Source organism: Leucobacter faecis (assembly GCF_054456695.2).
This window is the reverse complement of record NZ_JBTJER020000001.1, coordinates 146,851-172,545: the sequence shown is the minus strand read 5'-3', so window position 1 is coordinate 172,545 and position 25,695 is coordinate 146,851. Positions and strand designations below refer to the sequence as shown.

Annotated in this window: 28 protein-coding genes, 1 tRNA gene and 2 pseudogenes; 20 read left to right on the top strand and 11 right to left on the bottom strand. The window is 61.5% G+C overall.

From position 1 onward, the window contains the following. Positions 1-17: 17 nt before the first annotated feature. Both ACXR2W_RS00810 and ACXR2W_RS00805 read right to left on the bottom strand, forming a co-directional pair. A complete protein-coding gene (locus tag ACXR2W_RS00810) occupies positions 18-245 on the bottom strand; it encodes a hexameric tyrosine-coordinated heme protein (RefSeq protein ID WP_458815325.1) in 228 nt (75 codons plus the stop codon). Positions 246-344: 99 nt separating this feature from the next. After that, the gene (locus ACXR2W_RS00805) at positions 345-971 is read right to left on the bottom strand and encodes a 1-acyl-sn-glycerol-3-phosphate acyltransferase (protein ID WP_458815323.1); all 627 of its coding nucleotides are present in this window, start codon (positions 969-971) and stop codon (positions 345-347) included. Between the two features lie 154 nt (positions 972-1,125). Here ACXR2W_RS00805 and ACXR2W_RS00800 point away from each other — a divergent pair, with 154 nt between their 5' ends. The 4 genes from ACXR2W_RS00800 (at position 1,126) to ACXR2W_RS00785 (ending at position 4,319) form a co-directional block, all read left to right on the top strand. After that, positions 1,126-2,343: an SHOCT domain-containing protein gene (locus ACXR2W_RS00800; protein ID WP_458815321.1), complete on the top strand. Its 1,218-nt coding sequence runs from the start codon at positions 1,126-1,128 to the stop codon at positions 2,341-2,343. 53 nt (positions 2,344-2,396) lie between these two features. Next, positions 2,397-3,803 (top strand): TFIIB-type zinc ribbon-containing protein, encoded by a 1,407-nt coding sequence (locus ACXR2W_RS00795; RefSeq protein WP_458815319.1) that lies wholly within the window; start codon positions 2,397-2,399, stop codon positions 3,801-3,803. Positions 3,804-3,828: 25 nt separating this feature from the next. Beyond that, entirely contained in the window at positions 3,829-4,140 is a 312-nt protein-coding gene (locus ACXR2W_RS00790) for a hypothetical protein (RefSeq protein ID WP_458815317.1), read from the top strand. 106 nt (positions 4,141-4,246) lie between these two features. Then, positions 4,247-4,319: transfer RNA gene (locus ACXR2W_RS00785), tRNA-Ala, on the top strand. Between the two features lie 778 nt (positions 4,320-5,097). Here ACXR2W_RS00785 and ACXR2W_RS00780 read toward each other — a convergent pair. Then, positions 5,098-5,340: pseudogene (locus tag ACXR2W_RS00780) on the bottom strand (recombinase family protein); the annotation flags it as partial. 229 nt (positions 5,341-5,569) lie between these two features. Between ACXR2W_RS00780 and ACXR2W_RS00775 the strand changes: the two are divergent. The 9 genes from ACXR2W_RS00775 to ACXR2W_RS00735 all read left to right on the top strand — a co-directional run bounded on the left by ACXR2W_RS00775 (position 5,570) and on the right by ACXR2W_RS00735 (position 9,889). Then, positions 5,570-6,079 carry an Asp23/Gls24 family envelope stress response protein gene (locus ACXR2W_RS00775; RefSeq protein WP_458815315.1) on the top strand — a complete coding sequence of 170 codons (510 nt, stop codon included), beginning with the start codon at positions 5,570-5,572 and terminating at the stop codon, positions 6,077-6,079. After that, on the top strand, positions 6,076-6,267 hold the full coding sequence (locus ACXR2W_RS00770) for a DUF2273 domain-containing protein (protein ID WP_458815313.1): 192 nt from the start codon (positions 6,076-6,078) through the stop codon (positions 6,265-6,267). Before ACXR2W_RS00775 ends, ACXR2W_RS00770 begins: the two co-directional genes overlap by 4 nt. Next, positions 6,264-6,653 carry an NTP pyrophosphohydrolase gene (locus ACXR2W_RS00765; protein ID WP_458815311.1) on the top strand — a complete coding sequence of 130 codons (390 nt, stop codon included), beginning with the start codon at positions 6,264-6,266 and terminating at the stop codon, positions 6,651-6,653. Before ACXR2W_RS00770 ends, ACXR2W_RS00765 begins: the two co-directional genes overlap by 4 nt. A gap of 57 nt (positions 6,654-6,710) precedes the next feature. Further along, positions 6,711-7,241 carry a DUF6286 domain-containing protein gene (locus ACXR2W_RS00760; protein WP_458815309.1) on the top strand — a complete coding sequence of 177 codons (531 nt, stop codon included), beginning with the start codon at positions 6,711-6,713 and terminating at the stop codon, positions 7,239-7,241. Continuing rightward, positions 7,234-7,851, top strand: coding sequence for a hypothetical protein (locus ACXR2W_RS00755; RefSeq protein ID WP_458815307.1), 618 nt, complete (start codon positions 7,234-7,236; stop codon positions 7,849-7,851). The genes ACXR2W_RS00760 and ACXR2W_RS00755 overlap by 8 nt, the downstream gene beginning before the upstream one ends. A gap of 35 nt (positions 7,852-7,886) precedes the next feature. Next, positions 7,887-8,102 carry a hypothetical protein gene (locus tag ACXR2W_RS00750; protein WP_458815305.1) on the top strand — a complete coding sequence of 72 codons (216 nt, stop codon included), beginning with the start codon at positions 7,887-7,889 and terminating at the stop codon, positions 8,100-8,102. Between the two features lie 237 nt (positions 8,103-8,339). Further along, the gene (locus tag ACXR2W_RS00745) at positions 8,340-8,516 is read left to right on the top strand and encodes a CsbD family protein (RefSeq protein ID WP_458815303.1); all 177 of its coding nucleotides are present in this window, start codon (positions 8,340-8,342) and stop codon (positions 8,514-8,516) included. Positions 8,517-8,708: 192 nt separating this feature from the next. Next, a complete protein-coding gene (locus ACXR2W_RS00740) occupies positions 8,709-9,272 on the top strand; it encodes an RNA polymerase sigma factor (RefSeq protein WP_458815301.1) in 564 nt (187 codons plus the stop codon). Then, the gene (locus ACXR2W_RS00735; protein ID WP_458815299.1) at positions 9,269-9,889 is read left to right on the top strand and encodes an Asp23/Gls24 family envelope stress response protein; all 621 of its coding nucleotides are present in this window, start codon (positions 9,269-9,271) and stop codon (positions 9,887-9,889) included. The genes ACXR2W_RS00740 and ACXR2W_RS00735 overlap by 4 nt, the downstream gene beginning before the upstream one ends. 423 nt (positions 9,890-10,312) lie before the next feature. Here ACXR2W_RS00735 and ACXR2W_RS00730 read toward each other — a convergent pair whose 3' ends face one another. After that, on the bottom strand, positions 10,313-10,804 hold the full coding sequence (locus ACXR2W_RS00730; protein WP_458815297.1) for a DUF6328 family protein: 492 nt from the start codon (positions 10,802-10,804) through the stop codon (positions 10,313-10,315). Between the two features lie 192 nt (positions 10,805-10,996). Then, complete coding sequence (locus tag ACXR2W_RS00725) at positions 10,997-11,158, bottom strand: hypothetical protein (protein WP_458815295.1); 162 nt, start codon at positions 11,156-11,158, stop codon at positions 10,997-10,999. Positions 11,159-11,546: 388 nt separating this feature from the next. Here ACXR2W_RS00725 and ACXR2W_RS00720 point away from each other — a divergent pair, with 388 nt between their 5' ends. Next, positions 11,547-12,227, top strand: coding sequence for a response regulator transcription factor (locus ACXR2W_RS00720; protein ID WP_458815293.1), 681 nt, complete (start codon positions 11,547-11,549; stop codon positions 12,225-12,227). A gap of 230 nt (positions 12,228-12,457) precedes the next feature. Next, entirely contained in the window at positions 12,458-12,667 is a 210-nt protein-coding gene (locus ACXR2W_RS00715; RefSeq protein ID WP_458815291.1) for a hypothetical protein, read from the top strand. A 336-nt stretch (positions 12,668-13,003) separates the two neighbouring features. Here the strand turns inward: ACXR2W_RS00715 and ACXR2W_RS00710 are convergent. The 3 genes and pseudogenes from ACXR2W_RS00710 to ACXR2W_RS00700 form a co-directional block, all read right to left on the bottom strand. Further along, positions 13,004-13,183: pseudogene (locus tag ACXR2W_RS00710) on the bottom strand (type VI secretion protein); the annotation flags it as partial. A gap of 97 nt (positions 13,184-13,280) precedes the next feature. Continuing rightward, positions 13,281-13,979, bottom strand: a complete 699-nt coding sequence (locus tag ACXR2W_RS00705; RefSeq protein ID WP_458815289.1) for a response regulator transcription factor — start codon at positions 13,977-13,979, stop codon at positions 13,281-13,283. Further along, positions 13,976-15,307 carry a sensor histidine kinase gene (locus ACXR2W_RS00700; protein ID WP_458815288.1) on the bottom strand — a complete coding sequence of 444 codons (1,332 nt, stop codon included), beginning with the start codon at positions 15,305-15,307 and terminating at the stop codon, positions 13,976-13,978. Before ACXR2W_RS00700 ends, ACXR2W_RS00705 begins: the two co-directional genes overlap by 4 nt. Positions 15,308-15,452: 145 nt before the next feature. Here ACXR2W_RS00700 and ACXR2W_RS00695 point away from each other — a divergent pair, with 145 nt between their 5' ends. The 5 genes from ACXR2W_RS00695 to ACXR2W_RS00675 all read left to right on the top strand — a co-directional run bounded on the left by ACXR2W_RS00695 (position 15,453) and on the right by ACXR2W_RS00675 (position 23,147). Next, positions 15,453-16,136 (top strand): hypothetical protein, encoded by a 684-nt coding sequence (locus tag ACXR2W_RS00695; RefSeq protein WP_458815287.1) that lies wholly within the window; start codon positions 15,453-15,455, stop codon positions 16,134-16,136. A 47-nt stretch (positions 16,137-16,183) separates the two neighbouring features. Further along, on the top strand, positions 16,184-16,684 hold the full coding sequence (locus ACXR2W_RS00690; RefSeq protein ID WP_458815285.1) for a DNA glycosylase family protein: 501 nt from the start codon (positions 16,184-16,186) through the stop codon (positions 16,682-16,684). A 934-nt stretch (positions 16,685-17,618) separates the two neighbouring features. Beyond that, a complete protein-coding gene (locus ACXR2W_RS00685; RefSeq protein WP_458815283.1) occupies positions 17,619-19,100 on the top strand; it encodes a DUF3375 domain-containing protein in 1,482 nt (493 codons plus the stop codon). After that, positions 19,093-19,794, top strand: coding sequence for a DUF4194 domain-containing protein (locus tag ACXR2W_RS00680; RefSeq protein ID WP_458815281.1), 702 nt, complete (start codon positions 19,093-19,095; stop codon positions 19,792-19,794). Before ACXR2W_RS00685 ends, ACXR2W_RS00680 begins: the two co-directional genes overlap by 8 nt. A gap of 2 nt (positions 19,795-19,796) precedes the next feature. After that, positions 19,797-23,147: an ATP-binding protein gene (locus ACXR2W_RS00675; RefSeq protein WP_458815384.1), complete on the top strand. Its 3,351-nt coding sequence runs from the start codon at positions 19,797-19,799 to the stop codon at positions 23,145-23,147. A 60-nt stretch (positions 23,148-23,207) separates the two neighbouring features. On the opposite strand, the gene rsfS is transcribed toward ACXR2W_RS00675, so the two are convergent. The 3 genes from rsfS to nadD are packed head-to-tail and all read right to left on the bottom strand — an operon-like array spanning position 23,208 to position 25,692. Further along, a complete protein-coding gene (gene rsfS, locus ACXR2W_RS00670; RefSeq protein ID WP_458815279.1) occupies positions 23,208-23,603 on the bottom strand; it encodes a ribosome silencing factor in 396 nt (131 codons plus the stop codon). A gap of 21 nt (positions 23,604-23,624) precedes the next feature. Next, positions 23,625-25,097 carry a hypothetical protein gene (locus ACXR2W_RS00665; protein ID WP_458815277.1) on the bottom strand — a complete coding sequence of 491 codons (1,473 nt, stop codon included), beginning with the start codon at positions 25,095-25,097 and terminating at the stop codon, positions 23,625-23,627. Then, entirely contained in the window at positions 25,090-25,692 is a 603-nt protein-coding gene (gene nadD / locus ACXR2W_RS00660) for a nicotinate-nucleotide adenylyltransferase (protein ID WP_458815275.1), read from the bottom strand. Before nadD ends, ACXR2W_RS00665 begins: the two co-directional genes overlap by 8 nt. Positions 25,693-25,695 lie beyond the last annotated feature (3 nt).

The following is a 25,695-nucleotide window of genomic DNA, read 5'->3' as shown; positions in this document are numbered from 1 at the left end:
TACTCGGGCCGGTGCCGTTAGCGCCAGTAGTTGTTGGCGGCGGCGACGGTCTGAAAGTTGATCGCGACGACCTGCGAGGCGGCGGTCAGGCTGTCGGCGTTCTCGGCGTACTCGGGGCGTAGCTTGTGCAACACTTCGACGTCGGGCTGGGTGGTCTTGACGCCCATGCGCGACATCTTGACCGCGAGCGCAAAGCCCTCTTCAGGGGTGGACGTGATGAGCGTGGAAAGCCAACTGTCGGCCATGAGAACCTCCGTGGTTGTGCGGCGAACGGCGGCTCCGTCGCCCTCCTTCACCATACTCCCGTACGTGCGCAAGTGGCGCCCTGCTCACGCGTGGGACGGTCATTCGGTGGCGAGGAGGCGGGTGAGCGCTGCTTCGTCGTGCAGTCGTGGCTCGGTGCGCAGCTGCGGCCGCGCACCCGACTTGTCGAGGTAAAAGGCTCTCACCTCGTTCATGTCGGCGACGACGTCACCCGTGAGTGACAGCGTCGGGCCGAGGCCAGCGGTCTTCGTGGTGCCGTCGACATACCCGAGGGTGACCGGCAGATTGGCCGCGAACGCGATGCGGTAGAAGCCGCTGCGCCAACCGGCCCCGCTGCGCGTGCCCTCGGGGGTGATGACGAGCAAAAACCCAGGGTCGCGCCCGGCGCGCGCGGTGATCTGCTCCACCAGGTGCTCGGGGTTCGCCCTGTCGACGGGAATTCCGCCGAGCGCCCGCATCACGGGGCCAGCCGGCCCGCGAAACAGTTCTTTCTTGCCGAGCCAGTGGATGCGCATGCGCGCCTCCCAGGCGATGCCGAGCATGAGCACGAAGTCGAAGTTTGAGGTGTGTGGGGCACCGAGCAAGATGCGCGGGCCCGCCGGGGGCTGTGTCTCGGGCTGCAGTTGCCAGCGCGACAGCCGCCAAAAGGCGCGCGCCAGGGCCCGCCGAATGGGGGCTTGCTTGGGCTCGTGCCGTTCGTTACGCATGTGCTCAGCCTATGGTGATCGCCGTCACTCAGGCGCATGCCACCTCATTATTGGCGTTGATTCCGGCCTGTTGCATTACGGTGCCAGAGCGCTAGGCTCATGAGCAACGTAATCTTTCGGCCCAGCTTCGGTCGAAGCGACGCAAGGGGGCATCATGGGCTTCATACAGGCATTTACCGGCTCACTCGGCGGCATGTTCGCTGACCAGTGGCTTGACTTTCTTCTTCCGCCCGAGAACCTCGCGCCGACGGCGGCGCTGTTTCCGGCGGTAGCGAAGGGTCAGAACGCAGGTCGCGGGTCGAACACGCGCGGTTCTGAGAACATCATCACGAACGGGTCGAAAATGATCGTGCCCGAGGGGTACGCCCTGTTGACGTTTCAAGATGGTCAGCTCACCGGGTTTATCGCCGACCCGGGCGGGTATGAGTACCGCCCCGATGACCCGCAGTCGAAGTCGATGTTTGCGGGCGACGGTTTTGTCGCGCCCGTGGTGAAGCAGTCGTGGGAACGGTTTAAGTTTGGCGGGCAGCCCGCCGCGCAGCAGCTGGGCTTCTACGTCAGCATGAAGGAGCTGCCGAACAACCGGTTCGGTACACAGTCTGAGATTTACTGGGATGACGCGTTCCTTGGCACCCAGGTGGGCGCACTGACCCGCGGTAGTTACACCGCGCGCATCGTCGACCCGGTCCTGTTTGTGAAGCAGTTTGTGCCCTACACCTACTACAGCGGCGATGCGCGCATCTTTGACTTCACCGATCTCGATAACGATGCCGCCGCGCAGCTGTTCAACGAGGTCGTGTCTTCGCTCGCTCCCGCGTTCTCGACGTACACGAACGACCCTGCCAAGGGCAATCGTATGGCCCGCATTCAGAGCGACTCGCTCGGTTTCGCGCAGTCGCTGTCTGCGGCGGTCGAGGCGGGGTACCAGTGGCGCAGCGCACGCGGGCTCGAGATCGTCAGCGTCGCAATTCAAGCGGTCGAGTACGACGAAGATACCCGCAAGCTGCTGAGCGATGTAAAGAAGGCCGACGCTCTCTCTGGCAACCGCGGTGGCGCGTTTCTGCAGCAGTCGGTGGCGCGCGGCTTCGAGGCCGCGGGCGACGGCGGTGGCGGTAACATGGCGATGATGGGCATGGGACTGGGCATGACCGGCCAGGCGTTGAACTTTCAACAGCAGCAGGTGCCACAGCAGCAAGTGCCACAGCAGCAGATGCCCCCGCAGGCGCCGCCCGCAGCGGCGGCAGCACCTGCCGCCGCACCCGCGGCAGAAGATCCGGTCGCCAAGCTCGCCCAGTACAAGCAGATGCTTGACCAGGGCCTCATCACCGCCGAAGATTTTGAGGCGGCCAAGAAGAAGACGCTCGGCTTGTAGCGCGAGCGACTCTGCGCGACTACCTTCAGTACCGCGAGCAACGAGGTGAAGAGATGAACGACACCGCAGGTTGGCCAGGCCCGGCGCCCGAGGCGCCAGTGCCGCCGCAAGCCAATGCGGCGCAGCCGCCCCAAGCCGCCGGGGCGCAGCCGCCACAAGCCGCCGGGGCGCAGCCGCCCCAAGCCGCCGCGCCGCAGCAGCCGCCAGCCCCGTCTGCGGCCCCGCAGCAGCCAGCCCAGCCACCCGAGGCGGCACCACCGGCTGGTCCCGCTGAGCCACCGGCCGGGCCCGCCTATGTCGACACCTCGACCGGCAAGCGCGACGGGCTCGACAAGTGCCCGCGCTGCGGCGCCACCGAGATCTCGCTGCGCGCTCAAACGGGCATGCTCACGTGTCACTTCTGCCGGCACCAGTGGCACGAAGCAAACATCGAAGAGGCGTTTGGGCTTGACTCCCCCATTGGCGAGCTGCGCGGCCGCGTCATCGGTACGGGCGCCCGCGCCATCACCGAAGACGCCGAAGACGTGCTCACGCTCAAGTGCGGTGCGTGCGGTGCCGAGGTGATCGTCAACACGGGTGAAGCGATGCAGTCCCGCTGCCACTGGTGCCGCAACACCCTCTCCGCCACCGAACAACTCCCCAACGGTGCGGTGCCAGATGGTGTGCTGCCGTTTAGCGTCACCCGCGAGCAGGCGATCGAGAACATCTCAAAGTTCGTGAAGAGCCGCAAGTTCTTCGCTCACCCCGCGTTCGTGCGCCAGTTCGAGCCATCGGAGGTCGTGGGCGTCTACCTGCCCTATCTGATCGTTGACGCGAACGCACACGCCGAGCTGAGTGGTCAAGCAGAAATCGAGACCGGGCGACGCACTGTGTCGCGCGGCAGCGACGACGATAGCGTCACAGTCTACGACGCCGACGTTTACAACATGAGCCGCAGCTTTGAGCTACACGTCGACGACCTCGTGCTCGAATCATCGGCCGAGCGCGCAGACATGACCATGTTTCGCAACACCAACAATGTGATCAACGCGATTCAGCCCTTCGATACTGCGGCCACCGTAGCCTACAACGCGAACTATCTGCGCGGCTTCACCTCAGAAAAACGCAACCTCGATATCGACGCGATTGTGCCGCGCGCCGCAGATGCCGCCATGTCGATCGCCCGCGTGCGGGCCGGCGAAACCACGAAGAAGTATGACCGCGGCGTGCGCTGGGACAGCGAGACACTCACGGTGCGCGGCACCCGCTGGGTATCTGTGTACCTACCGGTCTGGCTCTACAGCTACTATCAACCGCGCGGCGAGGCCGGGCAGGGCCTCGTACACTACGTGGCGGTCAACGGCCGCACCGGCGAAACCATGGGTAGCGTGCCCATTCGCCAGGGTCGACTGATTGGCATTTCGGTCGCGATCGGCGTGGTCGGCACGATCCTCGGCGCCATCGCGGGCATCTTCGCGTGATCCATTTGAGAACAGGAGCAAAGCCATGATGATCGACTTTGGAGCCGCTGCGATAACCACGTCGCTGCTCTGGTCGTCCGAAAGTGACGGCGAGGGCCTGTGGCTTCTCGGGCCCGCCGCGGGCATCGGTTTCTACGTGTTCTACTATCTGCGCTACCGCAACACCAACAAGCGGCACGCGTTCGAGCGCGCCACCAAGTCTGAAGTGGTCGGTCTCACCGGCACAGACAAGCTCGTCGGCAATGTCAGAGGTGTCGAAAACTCACGCATAGCCGCCGAAAACCTCTCCGCACCGCGGCTGCGCCTCGGCGCCCACTCCCGCTACATCGAAGAGTGACGCGGCGCGCCCGGGAACCCGCCGCTGCGCGCGCCGATTTGCCCGAAACACCCCGCCCTGGTGTACAGTAAAGGAGTTGTCGCGGGAGCATTCCTTCGACTTCTACGGGTCTGTGGCGCAGTTGGTAGCGCACCTGCATGGCATGCAGGGGGTCAGGGGTTCGAATCCCCTCAGATCCACCCAAGGTGAGAAATTCGAAACTTCTCCCAAATGCACGCCGGTTTCGGCGATGATCGAACCTTCGGTCGTCACCGGATCGGCGTTTTTTCGTTGTGTCGCATAGGTTTTCGCAGTGCTCACTGCGTTGGTCGATTCGTAGCTGATGTTCTCATCTTCGTCGATCACGATCTTCTTGACGACCGCTCTTACCAAAATTTGGCGTGCAGAGGGTTCGCACTTTCGGTAGAGATCACCCAAATCGGTGATGAGATCAGCAAGCTGATCAAGCCCTTCCCGCGCCTCTGCATAGGTTGAGCTGAGGCTATCGAGTCGGCGCTTCACTCCGTCAAGAGTCCGTGTGATTCGGGCCTGCTCGCTCTTCATGAGGTCGAGCGGGATCGCATCAGCGTAGTGAGCTTGAACGAGCTTGAGACGCTCGGCTTCAAGCTTCTCGATTTGACCAACGAGTAGCTTACGTTCGTCGTCGGTGCTTGCTTCGAGCTGGTCAAATACCTTCCCGAGCACTGCACGAGTCTGGGCTGCTTCTTCAGCGCTCAGACCATTTTGCCCAAATGTAGCCTCGACCTCACGTTCGATCCGGTCGATCATTATTGCGGAGCGCGTGCAGCCGTTCTTTTTGCGGCGACCAGAGCAGGTGAAGTATTCGTAGCGTTCGCCTTGCTTGTCTCGTGGGCACTCGATCATGAGCTTCGCGCCGCCTGAGCAATACACGCTGCCTTTGAGGTAGTGATCGTACTTCTGAGGTCGTTCACCGACATTGTTTTTCTCGCTGAGATGCATTTGCGCCCGCAGCCAGGTTTCCTGATCAACGAGTGGGGTATGTGCACCCTCGTAGGTAACGCCTCGGAACACGACGGTGCCCTGGTAGTAGGGGTTGGTGAGAATCTTATGAAGCGCGGTCGTTGACAACGGCTTTGCGGCGCGGACTGGTGTTGGCCGCGAAGTGAGCCCGCGGGTTTCTAACGCCTTCGCGAGGGTGGAGAGAGATGGGGTGTGGTTCGAGCGAGAGATGCTTTCCATCCGTGTCATCCTGCCTGGCTCCAAGGGCAAGGCACCGACTGGCGCCTTGGGGAGCAAAATTCAGTCTGCTTGACTAGCCACTGCCTATGGCATAAAAGCTAGCCACTTTATGTGATTCACGAATTTGTGACGTTTTCATCCTTTACGCCGTCTTATTTGTAGAGCGTCATTCATCGCTCGTTGATGATGCGGTCGCAAGACTGCATCACTGAATGTGGAGGTACTTCCCATGGTTACAGATCAGTCAAACACGACCGGCATTTCTGAAGGTCTCGCGCCGAGCCAGGCAGCAAAGCCTGCCCCGAGTAGTTCTCGGGTCGATCGGGCACCTTCGGAGCGTCGCCCCGAAGCTGAAGGTGTTGCGGCCGGACATACGACTATCGCCGAAGGAGTCGTTGCCAAGATCGCCGGGATCGCTGCTCGCGAAGTTGCGGGCGTGCATGATCTCGGCGGCGGCGGTGCGCGGGTCATGGGTGCAATTCGTGACGTGGTGAACTCGACCGACCTCACACAGGGCGTGAAAGTGGAGGTTGGCGAAACCCAGGCAGCCGCAGACATCACGATCGTCGTGGACTACCCAATGCCAATCCAAGAGGTCGCCGATAACGTGCGTAATGCTGTCACCGACGCGATCACGCACTTGGTTGGTCTGCAGGTAGTCGAAGTGAACATCGAAGTCAACGATGTGCACCTGCCCAGCGATGACCAAGACGATGACACTGAGTCTCGTGTCTCATGAGTGCGACACTAGCTGGAGCGCTAGTCGGTGCAGTTCTAGCGTTCGCAGCATTAATTTTCGGATTCTGGGGGCTGCTCCTGGTGGCACTGCTGATGGGCGTCGGCGCGGTTATTGGCCGGATCATGTCTGGTCAGCTGGATCTTCGAGCTCTCGCCAGAGCGTTCACTGGTAAGCGAACATCCTCATGAGCGCCGCAGCTGTAGCCCATGCACCGGCGCACTCGGCTTCAGATCTACACACCGGAGTCTCGGGCAGTACACACATCCGTGAGCAGGTTATTGAGAAGGTTGTGCGGGAGGCCTCGGCCGCCGCGATCGGCATCGCACGAAGTGACGTCGACGTTGAGGTCGCGGAGTGGGGCGAAGGACTCGCCGTACGCATCACATCAAAACTGCCAATCCCTGCCCTGGACGACACCGAAGCTATCCAAGCAGAAACACCGCTTGTTGAGCGTGTGAGGGCGCTTCAGGCCTCCCTCACGGAGCAGCTCGCCACGTTGACGGGCCGCAAGATTCAGCGGGTGTCGTTCGTGGTGACGGGGGCCATCATTCCTGAACGGAAGCGGGTGAGATAGGTGTCGAAATCGGTGTTACGACGTGTGGTACGTCGCGAGACTCATTCCCCGCGTTCGGTGCTCAACGTCGTCGTTTTGATCATGATCATCGTGGCTGCGGCCTACACAATTGTTGAAATAGTGTTGCACCTATTACGAGTGTCTCCGTTGCTCACTGGGCCAGGAGCGTTCCTGACTTGGTTGACCACACTGTCAGATGCACAACCCAAGCCGGTATTCACGATCGGCGCGGCAGTAGTCGCTGCAATTGGCGTGGTACTCATCTGGCTCGCAGTAAGCCCCGGGCGGCTTGCCAAGCATCAGCTCGGTGTGTCTTCCTGCGCGGTGGTGGCAGATAATGGTGTGATCGCTTCCGCGGTGGCAGAGCATGTCCGTCGTGAGTTCGAACTTCCGAAAGACTCGGTTTTTGTCGGAGTCAGCCATCGAGCAGCAGAAGTCACGATTCGCCCGGAACCCGGACAGATCGTCGAAAAGTCGCTCGTGCGTTCAAGCGTGGCAAGCGAGCTTGACAGTTATGCGGTGACTCCCAAGCTGCGGACACGCGTGCGAGTGCATGCTCGCGGAGAGCAGGAGGTGCGACATGAATAGCACGAATCGCGGGTTGAACCGCATCATCCTGCTCTTTGTGGGGGTCGTGCTCGCGGGCGTGGGTGCTGCTGGAGTAGTAGCTACCGTATGGCCGTTTGCCGGGGAGGTGTGGCAAACCGGGCTGTCATCCGCCACCGAATGGATGCATAATGCTAACCAGCAGACCCGAATCTGGGATGGGGCCACGGTGAGTTGGTTCGTTGTGGGAGTTCTCATCCTACTTGTGCTCATCTCCGCGGTTGCCGTGTTCGTGATTTTGAGGCTTGGCGGAGGCCGAACGAGCATCGTTGTGTGGGACGACTCGGGTGAAGGAAACCAAGGCCCGGTCACGATTGGATCTGGCTTCGTCTCCGACGCGATTACACATTCGCTCGCGAAGCATGCCGAGATTCTCTCGTCCAGAGTGAACGCTTGGCGGGTAAACGGGGTTGATGTGCTCCACGTGAGCGTCACGCCAAGGCAAAACACGTCGCCCAAGGTCGCGGCCTACATGGTCGCGCAACTCGTAACCAGCCTTACAACGCTGACGGGCCGTGAGACTCCAACCCTTGTGTCGATTCACTCAGGCGTCCGTTCAAGGATGGCTGCTGACCAAGCACGAGTGAACTAACCCCGACCCCGGGGGAAAATGACGGGAGTAATGAGATGCGCAAGAACATCCTGATTCTTATGGTGATTGCCACCGCAGCCTACTTCGTAGGCCGCGAGTCAGCGAAGTCACGCGGCAAGAACTACGAAGACCTACGGCATCAACTTGAACGACTCTGGATGAGCCCAGATGCGAAGAAGTCTCGACAGCGTGCCGCAAAACGTGTGCGCAAGTCCATCGAGAAGGCCCAAAAAGCTCTCCTCGGTACCTGAACAGAACACAGAGTTTCTAGACCAAACCAATGAATGCTGCTCTCGTAAATCAAGATGGCGAATAGGGGTATCGGGAAGCAGTAGTCCACGTATCGGGTGTGTAACCTCGCAACATCGTGGACACCAAACCTCACGACTTCATGGACACCGAATCTCACGACTTCGACCCGATAGGTGGACTGGCGCTTCCCGATAGGGCTATTCGCCACAAGAGCCAACGAGAAGGGAAATGACACAATGAGTGCAAAAGACAGGATTAAGGCAGCAACCGAAAAGGCTACCGGTCACGCAAAGGAGGGCGTCGGAAAGGCCACTAACAACGACAAGCTTGTCGCCGAAGGGAAAGCCGACCAGGCTAAAGGCCACTTGAGGGACGCAGCGGAAGACGTGAAGGACACGTTCAAAAAGTCGTAACCCAAAGAAGGGCGGGCCTACATTGCCCGCCCTTCTTCCGGCCCGAGCAGGAAACAAGATTTGGTGCGATTCCCCTTGAAAAACGGCCCGTAACGGATGAAAATAATAGGACCAGCTAGCCAGCGACGAGGACTCTCACACCCTGATGTTTGGTATTCGTGAGGGACAGTTCAAGGGAGAGCGAGAGGGAGCATGGTCAATGAATTCCGTTCTCCACTCGCGCATGTTGATGACCGGATCATTGCCGGGCGCGCGTCCGACGGCGACACCGAGGCGTTTGCAGTGCTCGTGTTTCGGTACGCGCCCATGATGCGTGCCTACGCTCGGCGCATCCTCTCGGGGACAGCCGACGTCGATGATGTTGTGCAAGAAGCATTCATTATTGCTTGGGAACAACTTCCACAGCTAGAAGATCCAAACCGAGTAAAAAGCTGGTTGATGCGAATCACTAGTCGTAAAGCCATCGACCGATTGCGCGCGACCCGATCCCATTCCGACATCACCGAAATTGAAGTGCCCGCGCCAGAACACTCTGCACCAGTCAGCACAGTGGAAACCCGTGCTGAAGTAGCGGCATTGGGTGAGGCACTCCAGCAGCTCCCTGCCGCTCAACGCGAGTGCTGGGTGCTGCGTGAGATTGGAGAACATAGCTACGATGAGATCGCCGAAGAGCTAGGTATCTCCGCCTCCACCGTGCGAGGACTACTTGCTCGGGCGCGGAAGGACATCATTATCCGGATGGAGCAGTGGCGATGAACAAACACCACGGCCCGGACCTGCCGGGAATGGCCTTTGAACCTGAAGACCTCAATGGTCATACCATCGAAGAGCTCTCAGACTATCTCGATGCTGGGCGAAGCCCCGCAGACGATTCGATCGACCAGTCGCCTGGGTGCCAGATCGCGCTCGACGCGCTCCAACGACTTCGTCATCTTACGGTTGAACTCATTGCTGCCGACACAGAAGCAGCGGCTGAGCCTCATGAGGGTTGGGTGCAGGGAATTCTCGCTGGAATAGTGTTGGATGCTCGGGCCGGACACCGCATTCCGATCACGACTTCAGTTCCGGATGCTGATTTGGGGATCACAGAGGGTGCTGTGCGCGGCCTCATTCGTGCGGCAGAGAGCGCGGTGCCCGGGGTTGTGGTTGGCAGGTGCAGATTCGACGGCGACATTACCGCGCCAGGAGCAGCTATCCGCATCCGTGTCGAGGCGAGCGTTCCGTACGGCGACCCAATTCCAGAGCTTGCTGACTTGCTTCGGACAGAAATTACTTCCAGGCTGAAGACCCATACCACTCTCAACGTTGCGGGGATTGATATCACCGTTCACGATATCCAGCAGATTTCAAGCGCAATAGTGGAGGACCGTTGAATACCCCGCGAGAGCGAGACCTCGCCGTAAACCTCGAAACTTTGATCAGAACAGTCCCGGGGGTGACAGCAATGTTTCGCCCGACCAAGATGTCAAAAGCAAGTGAAGTGGGAGCACTCATTCTTGGTCTCAGAAATGACGACGGGCCGCTCGTCTGTTTGGAGCAGACGGATGACGCGCTTTTCCTGGAAATCGCAATCGGTGTGCATGCAAGTGCAGGATCAGTTCACACTGTTTCGCGTGTGCATGCTGAGGTCTGTGCGGTAATTTCAGATCATGTGTCTTGCCCAGTGAAGACCCGGATCACAGTTGTGTACGTAGGCGATTAGCGCCGTTTCATTCGTAGCGACTGAGCAGCACTTTCTCCACTGACCGCGATCCTGCGTGCCGGTGGAGTCAGGCACAGGCAGGATCAACCCCCGGCTAACGGTCGCTTCGAAATCGTCTGTAAAGGGGTAACACAAACCACATCGAAAAAATCAGCAGAGCGATCAGCGTAGAAATGATTGCGGCGGTTAGCGTGCCGAAGAGCATGTCACTTACAAGGAACACCACACTACTCAACGAAATCGCTTGCAAGATCAGTGCAGTCACCATTTGCCGGATCGCGGTCTTGAGAAGTCTCCCTTTGCTGTACGGTTTGCCGCGGAGCTGATGATAAGCGCCTTCGCCCATCAGAAATATGACTGTCAACGCAGTTGACAGAAACGCAACAAAGTACACGTCGGCTTGTGCTTCGCTCAGTTTTGAGAACTTTGATGTGAACGGAAGTCCGAGTAAGAAAGCGAGGAGGACCGTGACGCCGGGAATCACCATTCGGAGTTCAGCGGCGAGTTCCTCAAGTTCGCGATCTAGCGTCTTTCGGTCGCGATCTTGAGGATCTGGTTCATGATGGCTGCTCGTTGACTCGTTCATTCTCTTGGGAAAATCTCATTCACTTTACTGACACTGCGTACTACTACATATTTTCATGCAATTGGGGCTGGTGCTCGTAGAGCGGTTCAGTAAGAAGGGCCATGAGACGTGAATTTCATGTACTTGCCGTCTACGTCAGCATGAACTTGCTGACGTAGACGGCAAGTATCGTGAACCACGTCTGTGATCAACTCAGCTTTGAGGCATGTCCCCGTCGGGTTCTACTTCGGGTTTTGAATCGGGATCGGTCGGAGCGTCGAACTCAGGGTCCCTTTCTTCCCGCCTGGGGTCTTCAGGCTTCTCACGCCCCGTGTTTTCATCTTGGTTCGGCGGGAACGGATTGTTGTTGCTCATGGCATTCTCCATTTCTTGTACTTTTCGTGGCGCTAGGACGTGAAACCCTAGCGGCTTTTCCGCGAACTTATTGCCCTCAAGAGGAAGACGATGATCGCGATGATGGCCAGCACTATTCCTACCCAGAGAAGGAAACTCAAGGATTGAACAAGTCCACCGGTAAATAGAAGTATGACGGCGACTATGGCAATGATGATGGCTAGAATATTCATGGATTTCGCCTTTCGAAGAGCATGGCGTTAGCCGAGCTACCGTGCTGATGTGCGAAGTCACTGCGTGTCACAGTGGCCGATCGGGGCTTCTTCTGCCTCATATTGCTACTGTATGCACGCTTTAGTCGCCGTGATTCACCCTTACGGGTGAACTTCATCGCGTCTAAAATTGAGTCATGCAGCAAATTCGAGTTGCGATTGTCAATGACTATGAGGTTGTCGTTCGCGGTCTAGCGTCCATGTTGCGGGCCTACCAAAACGTGGTTCAAGTCGTGGAAATTGACTTGAATAATCAAGTGCGCGATCCGGTGGACATTACGTTGTTCGACACATTTGCTGCTACGCACAGTGGCTGGCAGCCAGTTCGAGAACTTTCGCTGAACCCACTCGCTGGAAAGATCGCTGTCTTTTCATGGGCAGTTGATCCGACATATATTCAAGCAGCGTTGGCCCACGGAGCCACTAGCTACATCTCGAAGGGCATTCCAGCACGTCAACTTGTTGCAGCACTTGAGGAGATCCATGCTGAAGGTAAGCAGGTTTATGCTGCGGGTGACGGAGCCACAACGTCCCTTGCTGGCGATTGGCCTGGCCGTGAAGAGGGACTGACTCAGCGGGAGGCTGAAGTTCTCGCATTGATCACCCAAGGTCTGTCCAATGTGGAGATCGCCAATCAGGTACATCTTTCAATCAACTCCATCAAGACCCATGTTCGCAGCTGCTATCGACGCATCAACGTGACAAGCCGCACGAATGCTGTTCTTTGGGGTATCGCGCACGGACTGGGTCCGAACCAAGCCAGAATCAAGTATCCGCGACCGGAACTCGACACCGGGGATGCTGAGCCGGGTACGTGAGGGCTGAAAGGTGCACAAATATTGGTTTCTTGTCTTGATTATGTATCAGTCAATACTTTTGTACGTGCCCGACGCACAGACGACCGGTCTACACCGCGAGTTCGAGCAATCGCGCGCATCGAAACTCCGTCGCGATGCAGAGTGATGGCCGCGGCCGCGGCTTCAATTGTGAGCCCCGACGGGCGGCACACGATACCTCGGCGTGTGAGGTGAGACGAAACGGTTGCGCGATGCACACCATAGGTTCGAACGAGGCTGCCGACGGTAGCGCCAGCGAGGTAGTCATCGATGAGGCGATCTACCTCATGCGCACTCAAAATGGGTTGAGGATTCGCAATCCTCCCAACAACTTTCCCGCGAACGTCGCGAATCGGGTCGATATCGCACCGCTGCGATACCCGGTAAACGCCATGTTTCCAGCGGCATATCAACGTTTCTAGGCGTGGGGAAAGGTTTGAGAACTGTCTACGGAGGGACCCCATAGTGGTGAGGTTCAAACCCTCGACAAGAATATCCAGTTTTGTGAAGGTTTGAGCCTCACCCTTTTTCGTCTTTGCCTCTGTTGACTGCGGTCGAGACACGAAGATACGTGACGGCGACTGCACCACCTGAAGGGATCGAAGGGTACGAAAGATCAACATCAGGAGTGTCGCGGTGCACAGCGCGGATGCTGAGCTGACGTTCATCTCTGCTCCGTCGATCGCGGCGGGTGCCGCTTGGGACCCAGTCGCGTAGTCGTGCACGAGCACCCCCGCGAAGGAATCAGTCGTCCGCTACAGGATCGGCACACGGCGCGCAGAACGCTCGCTCATGCGTGAGCCGTAGTCGCCAAGGTTCACTGAGTCAGTGAACTCATCCCGTTCACCGATGAGTGTAGAGAAGCCTTGCAAGTCTCGTGAGTTTGACGCGCCACCGAGCACGATCTTGAAGATGCTGGCATCCAAAATTGTAGAGGCTTGATCGGTTTTGAGATATCTCCAATTCTTCTAGATCAGAAGCACTTTTCTGTTCTCTAATGCTATGTGTCGGCGACCTCACTATGAAAGGTCGAGGTTAGAGCACGGGGCTGGTGCCTGGCGTACCTAGTATTTTGGGCGGTGGATCGCCTGGCTGTACGAGCCCAGATTCGTAGGCGAGCACCGCGATCTGCACGCGATCACGCAAGCCGAGCTTCGTCAGTAATCGAGAGACGTAGGTTTTCACCGTGGCCTCGCTCAAGAAGAGTTCCTTCCCGATGTCAGCGTTCGATAATCCTCGAGCGACCAGCCGTGCCACTTCGATCTCGCGTTCCCCGAGCGACTGCACCTCAGCGGGTAACTCCCCTTCCAGCGGGCGTTTCGCGAACTGCTCGAGCAGGCGCCGGGTCACCGTAGACGAAAGCAGAGTGTGTCCGTGGGCAATCTGCTTCACGGCATGCACAAGATTTTCCGGCGACACATCTTTGAGAAGAAACCCGCTCGCCCCAGCTTTCATCACCCGGTATACGTATTCGTCGAGGTCGAACGTGGTCAGTGCGAGGATACTTGGTCGTGGCTCGGGTCCCGCCGTAATCAGACGGGTCGCTTCGACACCGTCCATTTCGGGCATCCGAATATCCATCAGCACGACGTCCGGTGCCAGTTCGCGCACCATCTGCACGGCGTCAAGGCCATTGCCAGCCTCTCCGACCACGTCGATTTTGGCTTGTTCCAGAATCAGTCGAAACCCGCTGCGTACCAGTTCTTGGTCGTCAACCACGAGTACCCGAATCATGGCGTCTCCATTCGTGCGTTAGTCACTCTCGGGGCTGCAATCAAATGAGTTCCCGGTATGGGGAGTGATGCGGAAACGATAAAGCCTCCTTCGGGTGTTGCTGCGGCCTCGAGTGTGCCACCGTAGAGTGATGCCCGCTCGCGCATGCCGATGAGGCCGTGCCCGCGGCCGCTTCCTTGGCCCCCTCTGCGGTCAAGGCGAGGGGTAGCTGTGCGCTCGGTACTGCCGTCTCTCGAGTTGTTGAGTGACCCGGCAGCGCCATCGTTCGTCACACTGAGATCCACCGTATCATCGCTAAACCGCACGACAACTGTAGCGGTCGATGCACCCGAGTGCTTTCGCACATTGGTGAGCGCTTCTTGCACAATTCGGTAGAGCGTAAGGTCGAGACCGTTAGAAAGATCCTGCACTGCGCCCTCGACCCGCAGCTGAATATTCAGCCCACCACCTTGGGCATCAGCGATCAATGTCGGCAGGCCAGCTATCCCTGGTTGCGGGCGCAGCGACGCATCGGATGCGGAAGAATCATTGTCTTTCTCACCGGCATGCATGTCATCGTCACGTGTGCCACCGTCGCGAGTGTGAGTGTCACGCAGCATCGAGACCAAACGGCGCATTTCGCTCAGTGCCTCAGACCCGGTCGTTCGAATTGCCGCCAGCGCGCGACGAGTGAACTCCGGGTCTTCGGTCACGACCTGCTCAGCCGCCCCAGCTTGCACCGTCATAACACTGACCGCATGGGCCACAATGTCATGCAGTTCGCGGGCGATGCGTGCCCGCTCTTCGGCGAGGGCCGCAATCACGCGAGTTCTGCTTTCGGTCTCTAACTCGATTGCGTGCTGTCGCGATACGGCAGCGCGGCGTTCAGCGGCCCGAACGACCGACCCGATGACCCAAGCCAGAATAACGACGAGCCAATGAAAGAAGATCTCCCCGGCGTCTTGCAATTCGGCGACTAGCAGATCAAAAAAGAGTAAACAAACGGCAGCCGCAGCGGCACCGACGTAGCTGCCACGCCTGCTTGCGTACCTGGCGACCGAGTATGTGGCGACGACGATCGGAACCAGTTGCCCCCAGAACAGGATCAAGATGGGCTGGATAGTAAATGCGATCGGCCAGGTGAGCAGCACAACTAAGGCCGTGGCGAGCGGCCAACGGCTGCGGACTGACAGCATGAGACACAGAATGACAGCGACGACGGTGCTGAGATTTGCGGATCCGTAACCCTGTGCTGACGGCAACGGAACCCAGATCTCTGCGACGGCAACGATGGCCAGGGCAACAGCGAACCCGGCATCGAGCAGAGGACGAAGCAGTCGTCGGTTCATAGTGCAAGCCTAACCAGTACCAGGCTAAACTGCAGCGGCTCAAAGTTGACTCAGTAATCAACTCGAGGCCGATGACAGCCACCCAGTCGTGTATTTACGCTCAACACACGCCGCGAATTCTCGTGGTCTGATTCGAGGGAGCATCATGAATACCACCGCACAACTCCGCCGCACCGGCGTGGCCGCCAGTCTTGTGTGCGCTGCCGCACTGAGCATTCTCTGGGTGGTGCTGCAGCCGCCAATGGGAGATTCGTCAGATTGGTTAGCGACACTGGCTGAGGCGGGTGCGACCGCCGCAGTTTCTGCCTTCGCGTTCACACTCTCCCAGGTGGTGTTCATCATCGCCGCCATGGGGATCGCACACCTCATCGCCGACCGTGCCCCGGTTTTCGCGGCAATTGGTGCCGGGCTTGCCGTGCTCGGCGGGTTTGGGCATGCTGTGACCGGCGGGGCGCAGCTTGTACAAGTGGGCATGGCTGCTGACACCGCGAACCACGATGTGTACAACGGGCTGCTTGCTGGTGGGCTGCCAGGGCCGCTCATGATGATGATGTTGGCCGGTACGATCGGCACTGTGCTCGGGCTGATCATGCTCGGTGTCGGTCTTCTTCGAGCGAAGACGAGCCCGCGCTGGGTGCCATACACATTGTGGGCGTTCGTTCTCGTGGAGTTCATTGGTAGCAATTTCACGGCGTGGGCGAGCCTCGTCTCGGGTCTGTTGTATCTCGCATCCTTTGTTGCGCTGGCGATCACGGTCTGGCGCAGCCCGGTCGCATTGTGGCAGAGCGGTACGATGGCGCAGCAACAGGTTTGGTCGGCGGCACCTTAACCCGCATAGGGTCACGAGGAATTCTGTCTGAACTAAAGTCATAGAGCTTGGCCCATCAATTAGGCCCAGCCGACGACGAGGCGTGCGGCCTGCTCGGGAACGAACGGGTCTTCGCCGGTGAGTTCGGCGAAGCGGCGCAAGCGGTTGTTAGCGTCTCTCTGCACTGTCCGGGCATCGCCAGCGCAGCAGTTGACGGCATCCTCGATGCCGAGTGGTTGTTGAACCTCTCGCGCACGCAAGCATCCGCCGACCTGCAAACCCTCTACGGGATCGGGCCATTCTCAGCCGAACTGATCCTCGTACGCGGCGTCGGGATGGCCGACATATTCCCGACAAACGAACCCCGGCTCGCAAGAGCAATGACAGCGCTTTATGGAACAGGCGACCCCGCTGAGCGCCTACAAATTGCTGAGAAGTGGCGACCGTACCGAAGCTGGGTTGCGCTACTGATCCGAAGATGGCTCGAAGACGAAACAGGAGAAATCGCTAGAGGCGTTCCCGCTGCCACAATCAGCACGCCTGAATTCGCGCGACACAGTATCCAATGAACATACTAAGACTGTGGAGGCGAGAGCCGGAAAGACGCAAAGCGATATGGCGCAACAGCTGTGCCTTGCGCCGCGCACGCACCGTCACTTCTGAAAAGCACTGAATCAAGTGCGTATCGTTCGTCTGCTGCCTCGACACAGATCAAATCAATAGACTTGCTGACCCGCGGTGGAAGCCAGTGGGTTCTGGTCTGGCTGCTCATGGCACCTCCTTCACAGGCGGTGTCACGGTGACCGAACTCATCTCACCCACTACGAGCAGCGACGATACTCCGATACCACCTGATGTGCCGCGAGTACGACGGGTCCTGAAGGGCTGCTTGCACGTCTGATTCGGCTACATGAGGCACAGCTGCCACTTATGCTTCTGCTGATGTGTGCAGAAAACGTTCTATACATGAGTGAATGGCGTCGTGCGTGCGTTATCTGTCCCGTCCGTGTGTATCTCGTGTGACGACACCACGTCGTAGTAGTTGCGCGCGCACGGTATTCGGCTGAAACCCAAGTCTCGTGCCAATTCTTGCGAGCGACTCGCCCGCCTCATATCGGTAGACCATCTGGTCAACTTCAGCCTCGGTGGGAGCACTGCGACGAACCTTGATGCCACGTTCACGCAGAATCGAAGCGAATCTCATGTGACTGATGCTGAGCGGTGCCGCAGCTTCTCGAAGAGTGGCACCATCGAGGTAATGCGCTTCGGCAGCAAGAATCTCAGCTTCGCTCAACCTGATTCGCCGCAGGGCATCGGCACGTGGCCCCGGCTGAAAGCTGGGCTCTCGTCGTCGGATAGACTGGTGAACCCGTTGTATGCGTTTGACCGGCCGGGAAAGTTTCGAAAAGAGTCCCGAAGGGTCCACCATCAACTCCCGGTTGCTCAAGCTTTTGCCCGCAACCGGGAGTTTTTTGTTTCCCTTTCACCAGTGAGGAGTCGCGCGTGCGTGCCCAAGCCGCCTTTCAGCGAGCCACCGCCGCATTCAAGAACCCCACCCTCGATCTGTTGCACGGCCGCTTTGCGCCGTTCGTGGTCGCCGCGCTGTCACTCGTGTTCACGGCCGATCGCGCGGCCGTCGCCGTCGCCGACGCGCACGTCGAGGTCGGCGAGATCATCGACGAACTGCGCACCGCGGGTGTCGCAGAGCAGGGGCCCGGGCTTCCCACCGGCGGCGGCCGCGAGGTCTGCCGCTACTGGGTGCGCGTCGGCTGGATCGTGCCGCAAATCGAAGAGGGCACCGAGGTGTACCGGCTCTCGGCGCAGGCCGTCGGCGCGCTCGAGATCGCTGGCCGCGCCGGCGGCGGGCGGGTCTCGCGCTCGCGCGTGCGCACCCTGCTCGACTCGGTCGATCAGCTCGCACAGCACGCAGAGACCGATCCGGATCTACGCCTTGCGCACCTCGCCGCCCAGCGCGCTGAAATCGAGGCCGAAATGGAGCGCTTGCGCGCGGGCGAGGTCGAGGACGCCGACGACGAGCTGCTGCTCGAAGAAGCCGAGAACGTGCTGCACCTCGCCCGCGAACTGCCCGCCGATTTCTCGCGCGTCGCCGAGTCGATCGGTGCGATGCAGCGCGACGTCGTCGCCGATCTGCGCCGCGATGTGCGCCCGGCCGGCGAAGTGCTGCGCGAGTACCTGCACCGCGGGCAGCACGTGATGCAGGCCACCCCTGAGGGGCGGGCGTTCTCTGGCGCGCTGCGGTTGATCGGTGACCCCGAACACATCGATGAGCTCACCGATCAGGTACACGACCTGCTGGCGAAGCCGTTTGCGCGGCTGCTTGACGCCGCCCAGCGTGAAGAACTCAGTGCCATCGCGAAGCGCGTCGAGCAGGGCGTGCAAGAGGTGCTGACCGCCCAGCGCCGCGCCTCACACGTGATCACCGCCCAGGTGCGCACGCACGACCCCGCCCGCGACCGCGAGGTCGACGACCTGCTGCGCGGTGTCATGTCGGGGCTGCAAACGTGGATGCGCGTGTCGAAACCCGGCGATCGCGTCACCCCCCTCGGCCACTTCCCCACCGCCCACATCGGCCACCTGCGGCAGACGCTCAGCGACCCGCGGCCGCCGCGCGCCCCCGAACCGCTCATCGTCGCCGAGGAAGTCACCGACCAGGTGAGCGTGCACGCTGACGACGCACGCGAATGGGGTGGCCCGGCCTACCCCGAGCTCGAAGCGCACGTCTCGGGCCTCGGCGGCTCATTCGACCTTGCGGGCGCCTTCGACTCGGCGGGCACACGCCGCCCCGTCGATCTGCTCGGGCTGCTCGAGATCGTGCACGAGGGCGGCATGGTCGAGCGCGACGAGATCTCAGTCGTCACCGCCGAACGCCCAGACGGCACCACCCGCAAATTCGCGTTTGTGAGCGTGCAGGCGAGCGCCAGCCCGCAGCACGCCGACCCTCAGGAGGGCACCTTCGATGCTTGAGACCACCACGCCGACCGAAACGCCGTTTGTCGCGCCCGTGTCGATGGAGCATGATCCGGATCAGGTGTTTGCGGGCGACCGCGGCGCGCTCGAACCCGCGGTGCGGCGCGTGCTTGTACGCCTCTTGCAGCGCCGGTTTCTGCTCGCAGATCGTCACAGCGAAGACTGGGCCGTGCTACTCGAGCACCAGCAGGTGATCGAGTCACGCATGCACGACCTGTTTGTGCGACTCGTCGTCGACCCTGCCCGCGGCGTGGCATACAAGCAGCAGGTGCGCTCAGAGGAGCTCGACGTGCCCATCTTGCTGCGCGACGAAGCATACACACGCGCAGAAACCCTCGTGCTCGTGTACCTGCGCACCGTATACCAGCGTGAGTCGGTGGCGGGCGAGGCGTCGGTGCGCGTCGACGTCGAAGAGATCGAGCAGACGGTGCTCACCTACTTCACCGCCGCCGACGGCGACATCGCTCGGCGACAGAAAGCCGTGCGCGCGGCGCTCGCGCGGTTGCGGCAGGAGGGCATCATCGCCGAGGAGTCAGAGGGCCGGTACCTGGTGAGCTCACTCGTTGAAATCGTGCTCAGCGCCGACCGCCTGCGCGAACTGAGCGACTGGCTACGCCAGCAAGCTGAGCAGTCCAGCCAAACACTGCAGCCCGCTGCCACTTCCGATGACCGAGGAGACCTCGCACTGTGACCATGCTCGATACGCTCTTCGGTTTGATCCCCGCCGCCTCTCGCGGCCAGCAGTGGGTTGCCCACGAGTTGCAGCTCGTCAACTGGGGCGGTTACGACGGCGTGCACCGCGTACGTTTCTCGCCCGGCGCGACGCTGTTGTGTGGCGGCTCGGGTTCGGGCAAGTCCACGCTGATGGACGCCTACATTGCGCTCATGATGCCGCACACGACGCCGTTCAACGGCGCATCGAACGGCGGTATCACGGGCCGGCCGCGCGGCGAAGACCAGCGCAATATTCTCTCGTACGGTCGCGGCAAGATCGACGAGTCGCGCACCGAGCAGGGCACGCGAGTGCGCGTCTTGCGCGGCGACAACAGCGATACGTGGACGGCGATCGCGATGACGTGGAGCGATCACGACGGCTCGCAGTTCACCGCTGTGCGTGCCTGGTACATCCCCGCGGGCGCACGCGTCGTCGAAGACACTGTGCGCGTGCGCGCGAGCGTCGACGGCGCGTTTAGCCTGCAAGACCTTGCGCCCGCCGCAGCGCAGCGGCTGACCGATGCACGCGTGCGTGCGACCGGGCTTGAAACGTATGCGACCGATCGTGAGTTCACGGCCAAGTTGCACGCGGTGCTGGGCATCGGTGCGGCGGGCGCAGGCGCGAAAGCGATGAGCCTGCTCGCCCGCATTCAGGCCGGGCAGCAAATCACCACGGTCGACGAACTGTACAAACGCATGGTGCTCGAGGAGCCCGAGACGCTCGCGGCCGCCGACGCCGTAGTCGCCCACTTCGACGAACTCGAGGGCACTCGCGCGCGCATGGTGACCGCTCAGCGCCAGGTGAACGCGCTACGGCCGATCCGGGGTATGCGAGCCCGCATTGACGAGGCAATTGACCGGCTCAGGATCCTCGATGAGGTCGGCCAGCTGAGCGACCCCGAGTCGCTCGCGAGCCTGTGGCGCGCCGATCATCGCCTCGGGCTGCTGCGCAGCGCCGAGGCCGAGCTGCAGCAAGAGAAAGCCGCAGCCGATGCCGCGGTGCGTGAGCAGCAGGCGAGCGCCGCGGCAGCCGAGGCGGAACGCGACGGCCTCGCCGAGGTGCTGCGCGGCGCGGGCGGCGAACGCCTCGAGACCGCCGAGCGTGAGTTGCGCGAGGTTGAACGCAAACTCGCCGCGGTGCAGCAGGCGCGCGTGCGCTTTCAGGCGCTGTGCGACAGCGTGGGCGAGCAAGCGCTCACCCGCGCTTCGTTCGACAAGCTGGTGGGGCGCGCACGCACTGAGCTCGCGCACGGCGAAGAGAAAGCGAGCGCACGCGACTCGTACGCTGAGGCGCGCGCTCGGGCACGAGAGTCCGTGACCCGCGTTGAGCAGCTTGAAGCGGACCTCACCGCGGTGCAGGCCCGCAACGATAACATTCCACCCGCCCTGCACGAGGCTCGCGCCATGCTCGCCGAAGCCGCGGGTATCGCAAGCAGCGAGCTCCCGTTTGTGGGTGAGCTCATTGAGGTGCGCGCCGAGTACGAGCCGTGGCGCGACGCCTTCGGTCTCGCTCTGGGCGGATTCGCCACCACGATTCTGGTCGACGAGCAGCACGTGGCGGGTTTTCGCGCCGCCATCAACGACGTACGCACACGCGTGCGCGTGCGCTACGAGGGTGTTCCCGCAGGTGGGCCCCGCGTGTCACGGTTCGACCCCGTCACGCTGCCCGGCAGGCTCGATTACCGCGACTCACCGTTCACCGGTTGGCTGCAGGGCCGGCTCACCGAGCAGTTTGGGTTCGTGTGCGTCACTGACGCGAGCGAGCTCGGGCGGCACACGCAGGCCCTCACGCTCACGGGTCAGGCGACGCGCGGGCGCCGCGGGTCGCACGGTGGCCCAGGTCAGGGTAGCGTGCTTGGCTTCTCAAACCAGCGCCGGATCGAAGCGCTCACCCACGAGATTTTGTCGGCGCGCGAACAGCAGGCCGAAGCAGTCACCCAGGAACGTGAGGCAGCGCAGGCACTTGACTCGCTCGACGCCCGCCACGCGGCGCTCACGAAAATCGTCGAGGTCGTGTGGGACGACATCGACGAGCCTGCCGTGGAGGCCGAGCGCACGCGCTGGGCTGCCATCATCGCCGATGCCGCCGCCGGTAACGACGAGATCACCGGGCTGCAGCAGCAGATCGCGAGCGCAAAGCGTAAAGTCTCGAAGCTACAGCAGGCCATCGGCCGCGCCCAGGGCGAGCAAGAACGCGTGGGGGCTCAGTGGGCCGAGATCACCGACGAGGTCGACCTCGCTCAGAGCCTCGTTGACGCTGCCGCAGACGCGGATCGCGCGCTCACGAGCGCGCAGGCCGAGTACCTCAGCGATCGCTTCGGCGCTGCTCCCTCGAGCTCAGGCCGGGCCACCGCTGGCCGGGCACTGCTCACCCGCTTCGATGCGACGCTCGACACCGCTGCCAGGCAGCTGCGCGACGATCGCAGCACCGCCCAGCAGGCCCTCGAAGAGCAGCGGCACCAGCTGCGGCGCACGCTCGAGCGGTTCCTCGAACAGTGGCCCAACCCCAACCTGCGGGCTGACCCCGACACGTCGCTCCCCGATTTCGAACGCATCCTCGTCGAGCTCGAAGCGAGCGGGCTCCACGAGCTCGAGGGTGAATGGAAGGACAGCCTGCTGAGTCTGTCGGGCAACGACCTCACGAGCCTCGACTCGGCGCTGGGGCGGGCCCTGCGCGAGATTCGTGACCGGATCGAACCGATCAACCAGATCATGCGAGATCTGCCGTTCTATGACGACGAACACCGGCTGCAGATCACGCCGCGCGAGCACCAGAGCGACGCCCGCAGGCGGTTTCGCCGCGAACTGCGCGACGTACGTGCGCTCATCACCGACGCCGAGAACGAGGGCGAGCGCGAGCGCGCCTACGGCCGTATGGAGCGACTCATCGGGCGGATCCGGCGCAGCTCACCAGACTTCGGCGAGCTCATCGATGTGCGTAATCACGTGCGTGTCAGCGCAGAGAAGGTGCACGCTGTGACGGGCGCTCACGCGGCGCTGTACGATCACATCGGCGAGAAGTCGGGCGGCGAGTCGCAGGAGCTCATCGCGTTTATCGTGGGCGCTGCCCTGCGCTACCAGCTCGGTGACGCGGGCGCCGAGCGACCCCGGTACGCGCCCGTGTTTCTCGATGAAGCCCTCATCAAGGCCGATGCGCACTTTACCAAGCGCGCGATTGGCGCGTGGCGTGGGCTCGGGTTTCAGCTGGTCGTGGGCGCCCCCAACGACAAGTACAGCGCCATCGAGCCGCACGTCGATGTTGAGTACGACATTCTGAAAGACGCCGAGGGACGCTCATGGGCGAAGCCGAAGGTGGGCTTACCCGCCTAGCGCCACGAAAAACGCGCGATGCCCTTGACCGGGCACCGCGCGTTTTTCTTTACTTCAGCGTTACTTCTCGCCGAGCAGGCTTTCGGTCTCAATGACCGGGCAGTCTTGCCAGAGGCGCTCGAGCTGGTAGAAATCACGCTCTTCGCGGTGGAAGACGTGCACGATGATGTCGCCGAAATCGAGCAGCACCCAGCGGCCCGTGCCGCGGCCCTCGCGACGCACCGTGCGAATGCCGGCTGCGTTCATCTCGTCTTCGATCTCGTCTGAGATCGCCTGGACGTTGCGTTCGACGCTGCCCGAGAGCACAAGAAATACGTCGGCGAGACCAAAGTGCTCGGCCACGTCGAGGGCGACCGCCTCTGTCGCGCCCTTTGAGTCGGCTGCGCGCAGAGCGACGCCTAGCGCGTCGCGCACCTGCTGGCTGTGGTTTGGTTCGAGGTTCAGGGTGTTCTCCAATATTGTGCTTAAGAGTGGCGTTTAGCCAAAGAAACCGTTCATGGCGCCCCAGACGCCCACACCGACCACCACAACGAGCAGGCCGCCGCCGGTGACGCCGAGCACAAGCGGAAGTTTACTCTTCTCGCGTGTGGGTTTGGCGACCGCGGGCACACCTGAGACGACGCGTGCGCTCACCGCGTGCCGCGCCGACACGGGAGCCGGGCCGGCCATCGTGCCGTGCTCGTCCTCTGCCACGGCGCCCGTGATGGGATCAATCTCGGCCGACTCGTGGAGCGGCACGTGGCCGCCGGTCTCGCCGAGCGATTTCGGAAGCCGCATGGACCCTGTGACATACAGCTCGCCCGTCGCACCGAGCGGCCCGGTCAGGCCCCCCGTGTCCTCGGGCATGGAGGGCAGGATCAGCGCCGAAGTGCCGTTCGTGGACCCCTCTTGTGCCACGGCACGCGAGATCAGGTCATCAAAGTCGCCCTGCGATTCCTCAGGCTGCGCGGGCATGTTGCGGGTTGCCGGATCGTCAAACACCGAGCGCCATTCTTCGGGCGGGGTGATGTCGGGAAAGGAGTATGACTCTTTCGTCTGCTTGGGCGCCTCAGGCTCCGCTGCGTCTGCTTCGGGAGTCGAGGGACCCTCGGGCTGAGCCGCAGCCGGTTCCGGCTCGACCGCCACAGGCTCAGGCAGGGCCGGCTCGGGCGCGGCGGGAGCGACCGCCTCGGGCTCGGTGGGAGCAACCGCCTCGGGCTCGGCCGCGAGCTTGGGCTCGACCGCAGGCAGGGCCGACTCAGGTTCAGCAGGAGTTTCTGTGGCCACGGGTGCCACAGGGGTCACGGGCTCCGCGGGCGTTTCTGACGCGGCGGGCTCCTTGCCCTTTTTCCAGAACTTTCGCTTCGCTTTGGGCTCAGGAGCAGGCACCGGTGCAGCCTCGCTGCTCGTGTCTGGCTCGGGCTCCGACGCGCCTGCGGTTTCTGCCGCGCGCAGCTCTTCGACGGTGAAGGGCTCGGTGGGCGGCGAAATCAGGGAGTCAAAATCTTGCGCGGGCGACGCCGCGACTGGCACATCCACATCAGAGGCCTCGGGCTCAGCGGCCTCAGCCACTTCAGGCTCCGCAGCCTCGGGTGCTGCAACTTCAGGCTCAGCAGCCTCGGGCTCAACAACTTCAGGCTCAGCAGCCTCGGGCTCAGCAGCCTCGGGCTCAGCAGGTGCTGCCGCCGCCTGCGCGGCTTCACGTGCCGCGAGTGCCTGCTCACGCAGCATACGGATCTCGCGCCTGCTGCGCGGCGTACCGTCGGCATTTACGGGCGAAATCTCGATGTCGTCGGGACCCGATGTAGCCTGCGGAGCGGCGGGGGCCGCGGGCGACTCAGAAACTGCGCCCGCTTCGGCGGCCGCTTTCTCTGCCGACAATTCTGAGAGGTTGAGCGCACCAGTTTCGGCTTGCTCACGCAGCCGTCGTTCTCGACGCGTCAGCGGCGCCTGCTCTTCATTCTCACTCATATTCCGTCGCTCCCTCGGTGTACAGGCCGTACTTGGCGATGTATTGCACGACGCCATCAGGCACCAAGTACCACACCGGGTCACCCCGGCCTACTCGCGCCCGACAATCGGTCGATGATATCGCCAGTGCGGGGACTTCCAACAAGCTTACGTGCTTCCCCGACAGCCCCGACAGTGACAGCTCGTGGCCGGGGCGAGATACCGCAATAAAATGAGCGAGATCCCACAGCCGTTCGACGTCTTTCCAGCTTACGATCTGCTCAACGGCGTCGGCGCCCGAGATAAAGAACATCTCGGCGTCGGGCCACTTTGCGCGCAGGTCGCGCAGGGTGTCTACGGTGTAGGTCGCACCATCGCGGTCGATATCAACGCGACTCACTGTGAACCTGGGGTTCGACGCGGTCGCGATCACCGTCATGAGGTACCGGTGCTCACTCGGTGAAACTTTGTTCTTCTGCCACGGGCGACCGGTGGGCACAAAGACGACCTCGTCGAGGTCGAAGCTCTGTGCCACCTCACTGGCGGCGACGAGGTGTCCGTTATGGATCGGATCAAATGTTCCGCCCATCACCCCTATTCGTCGCCGCGTACTCACCGG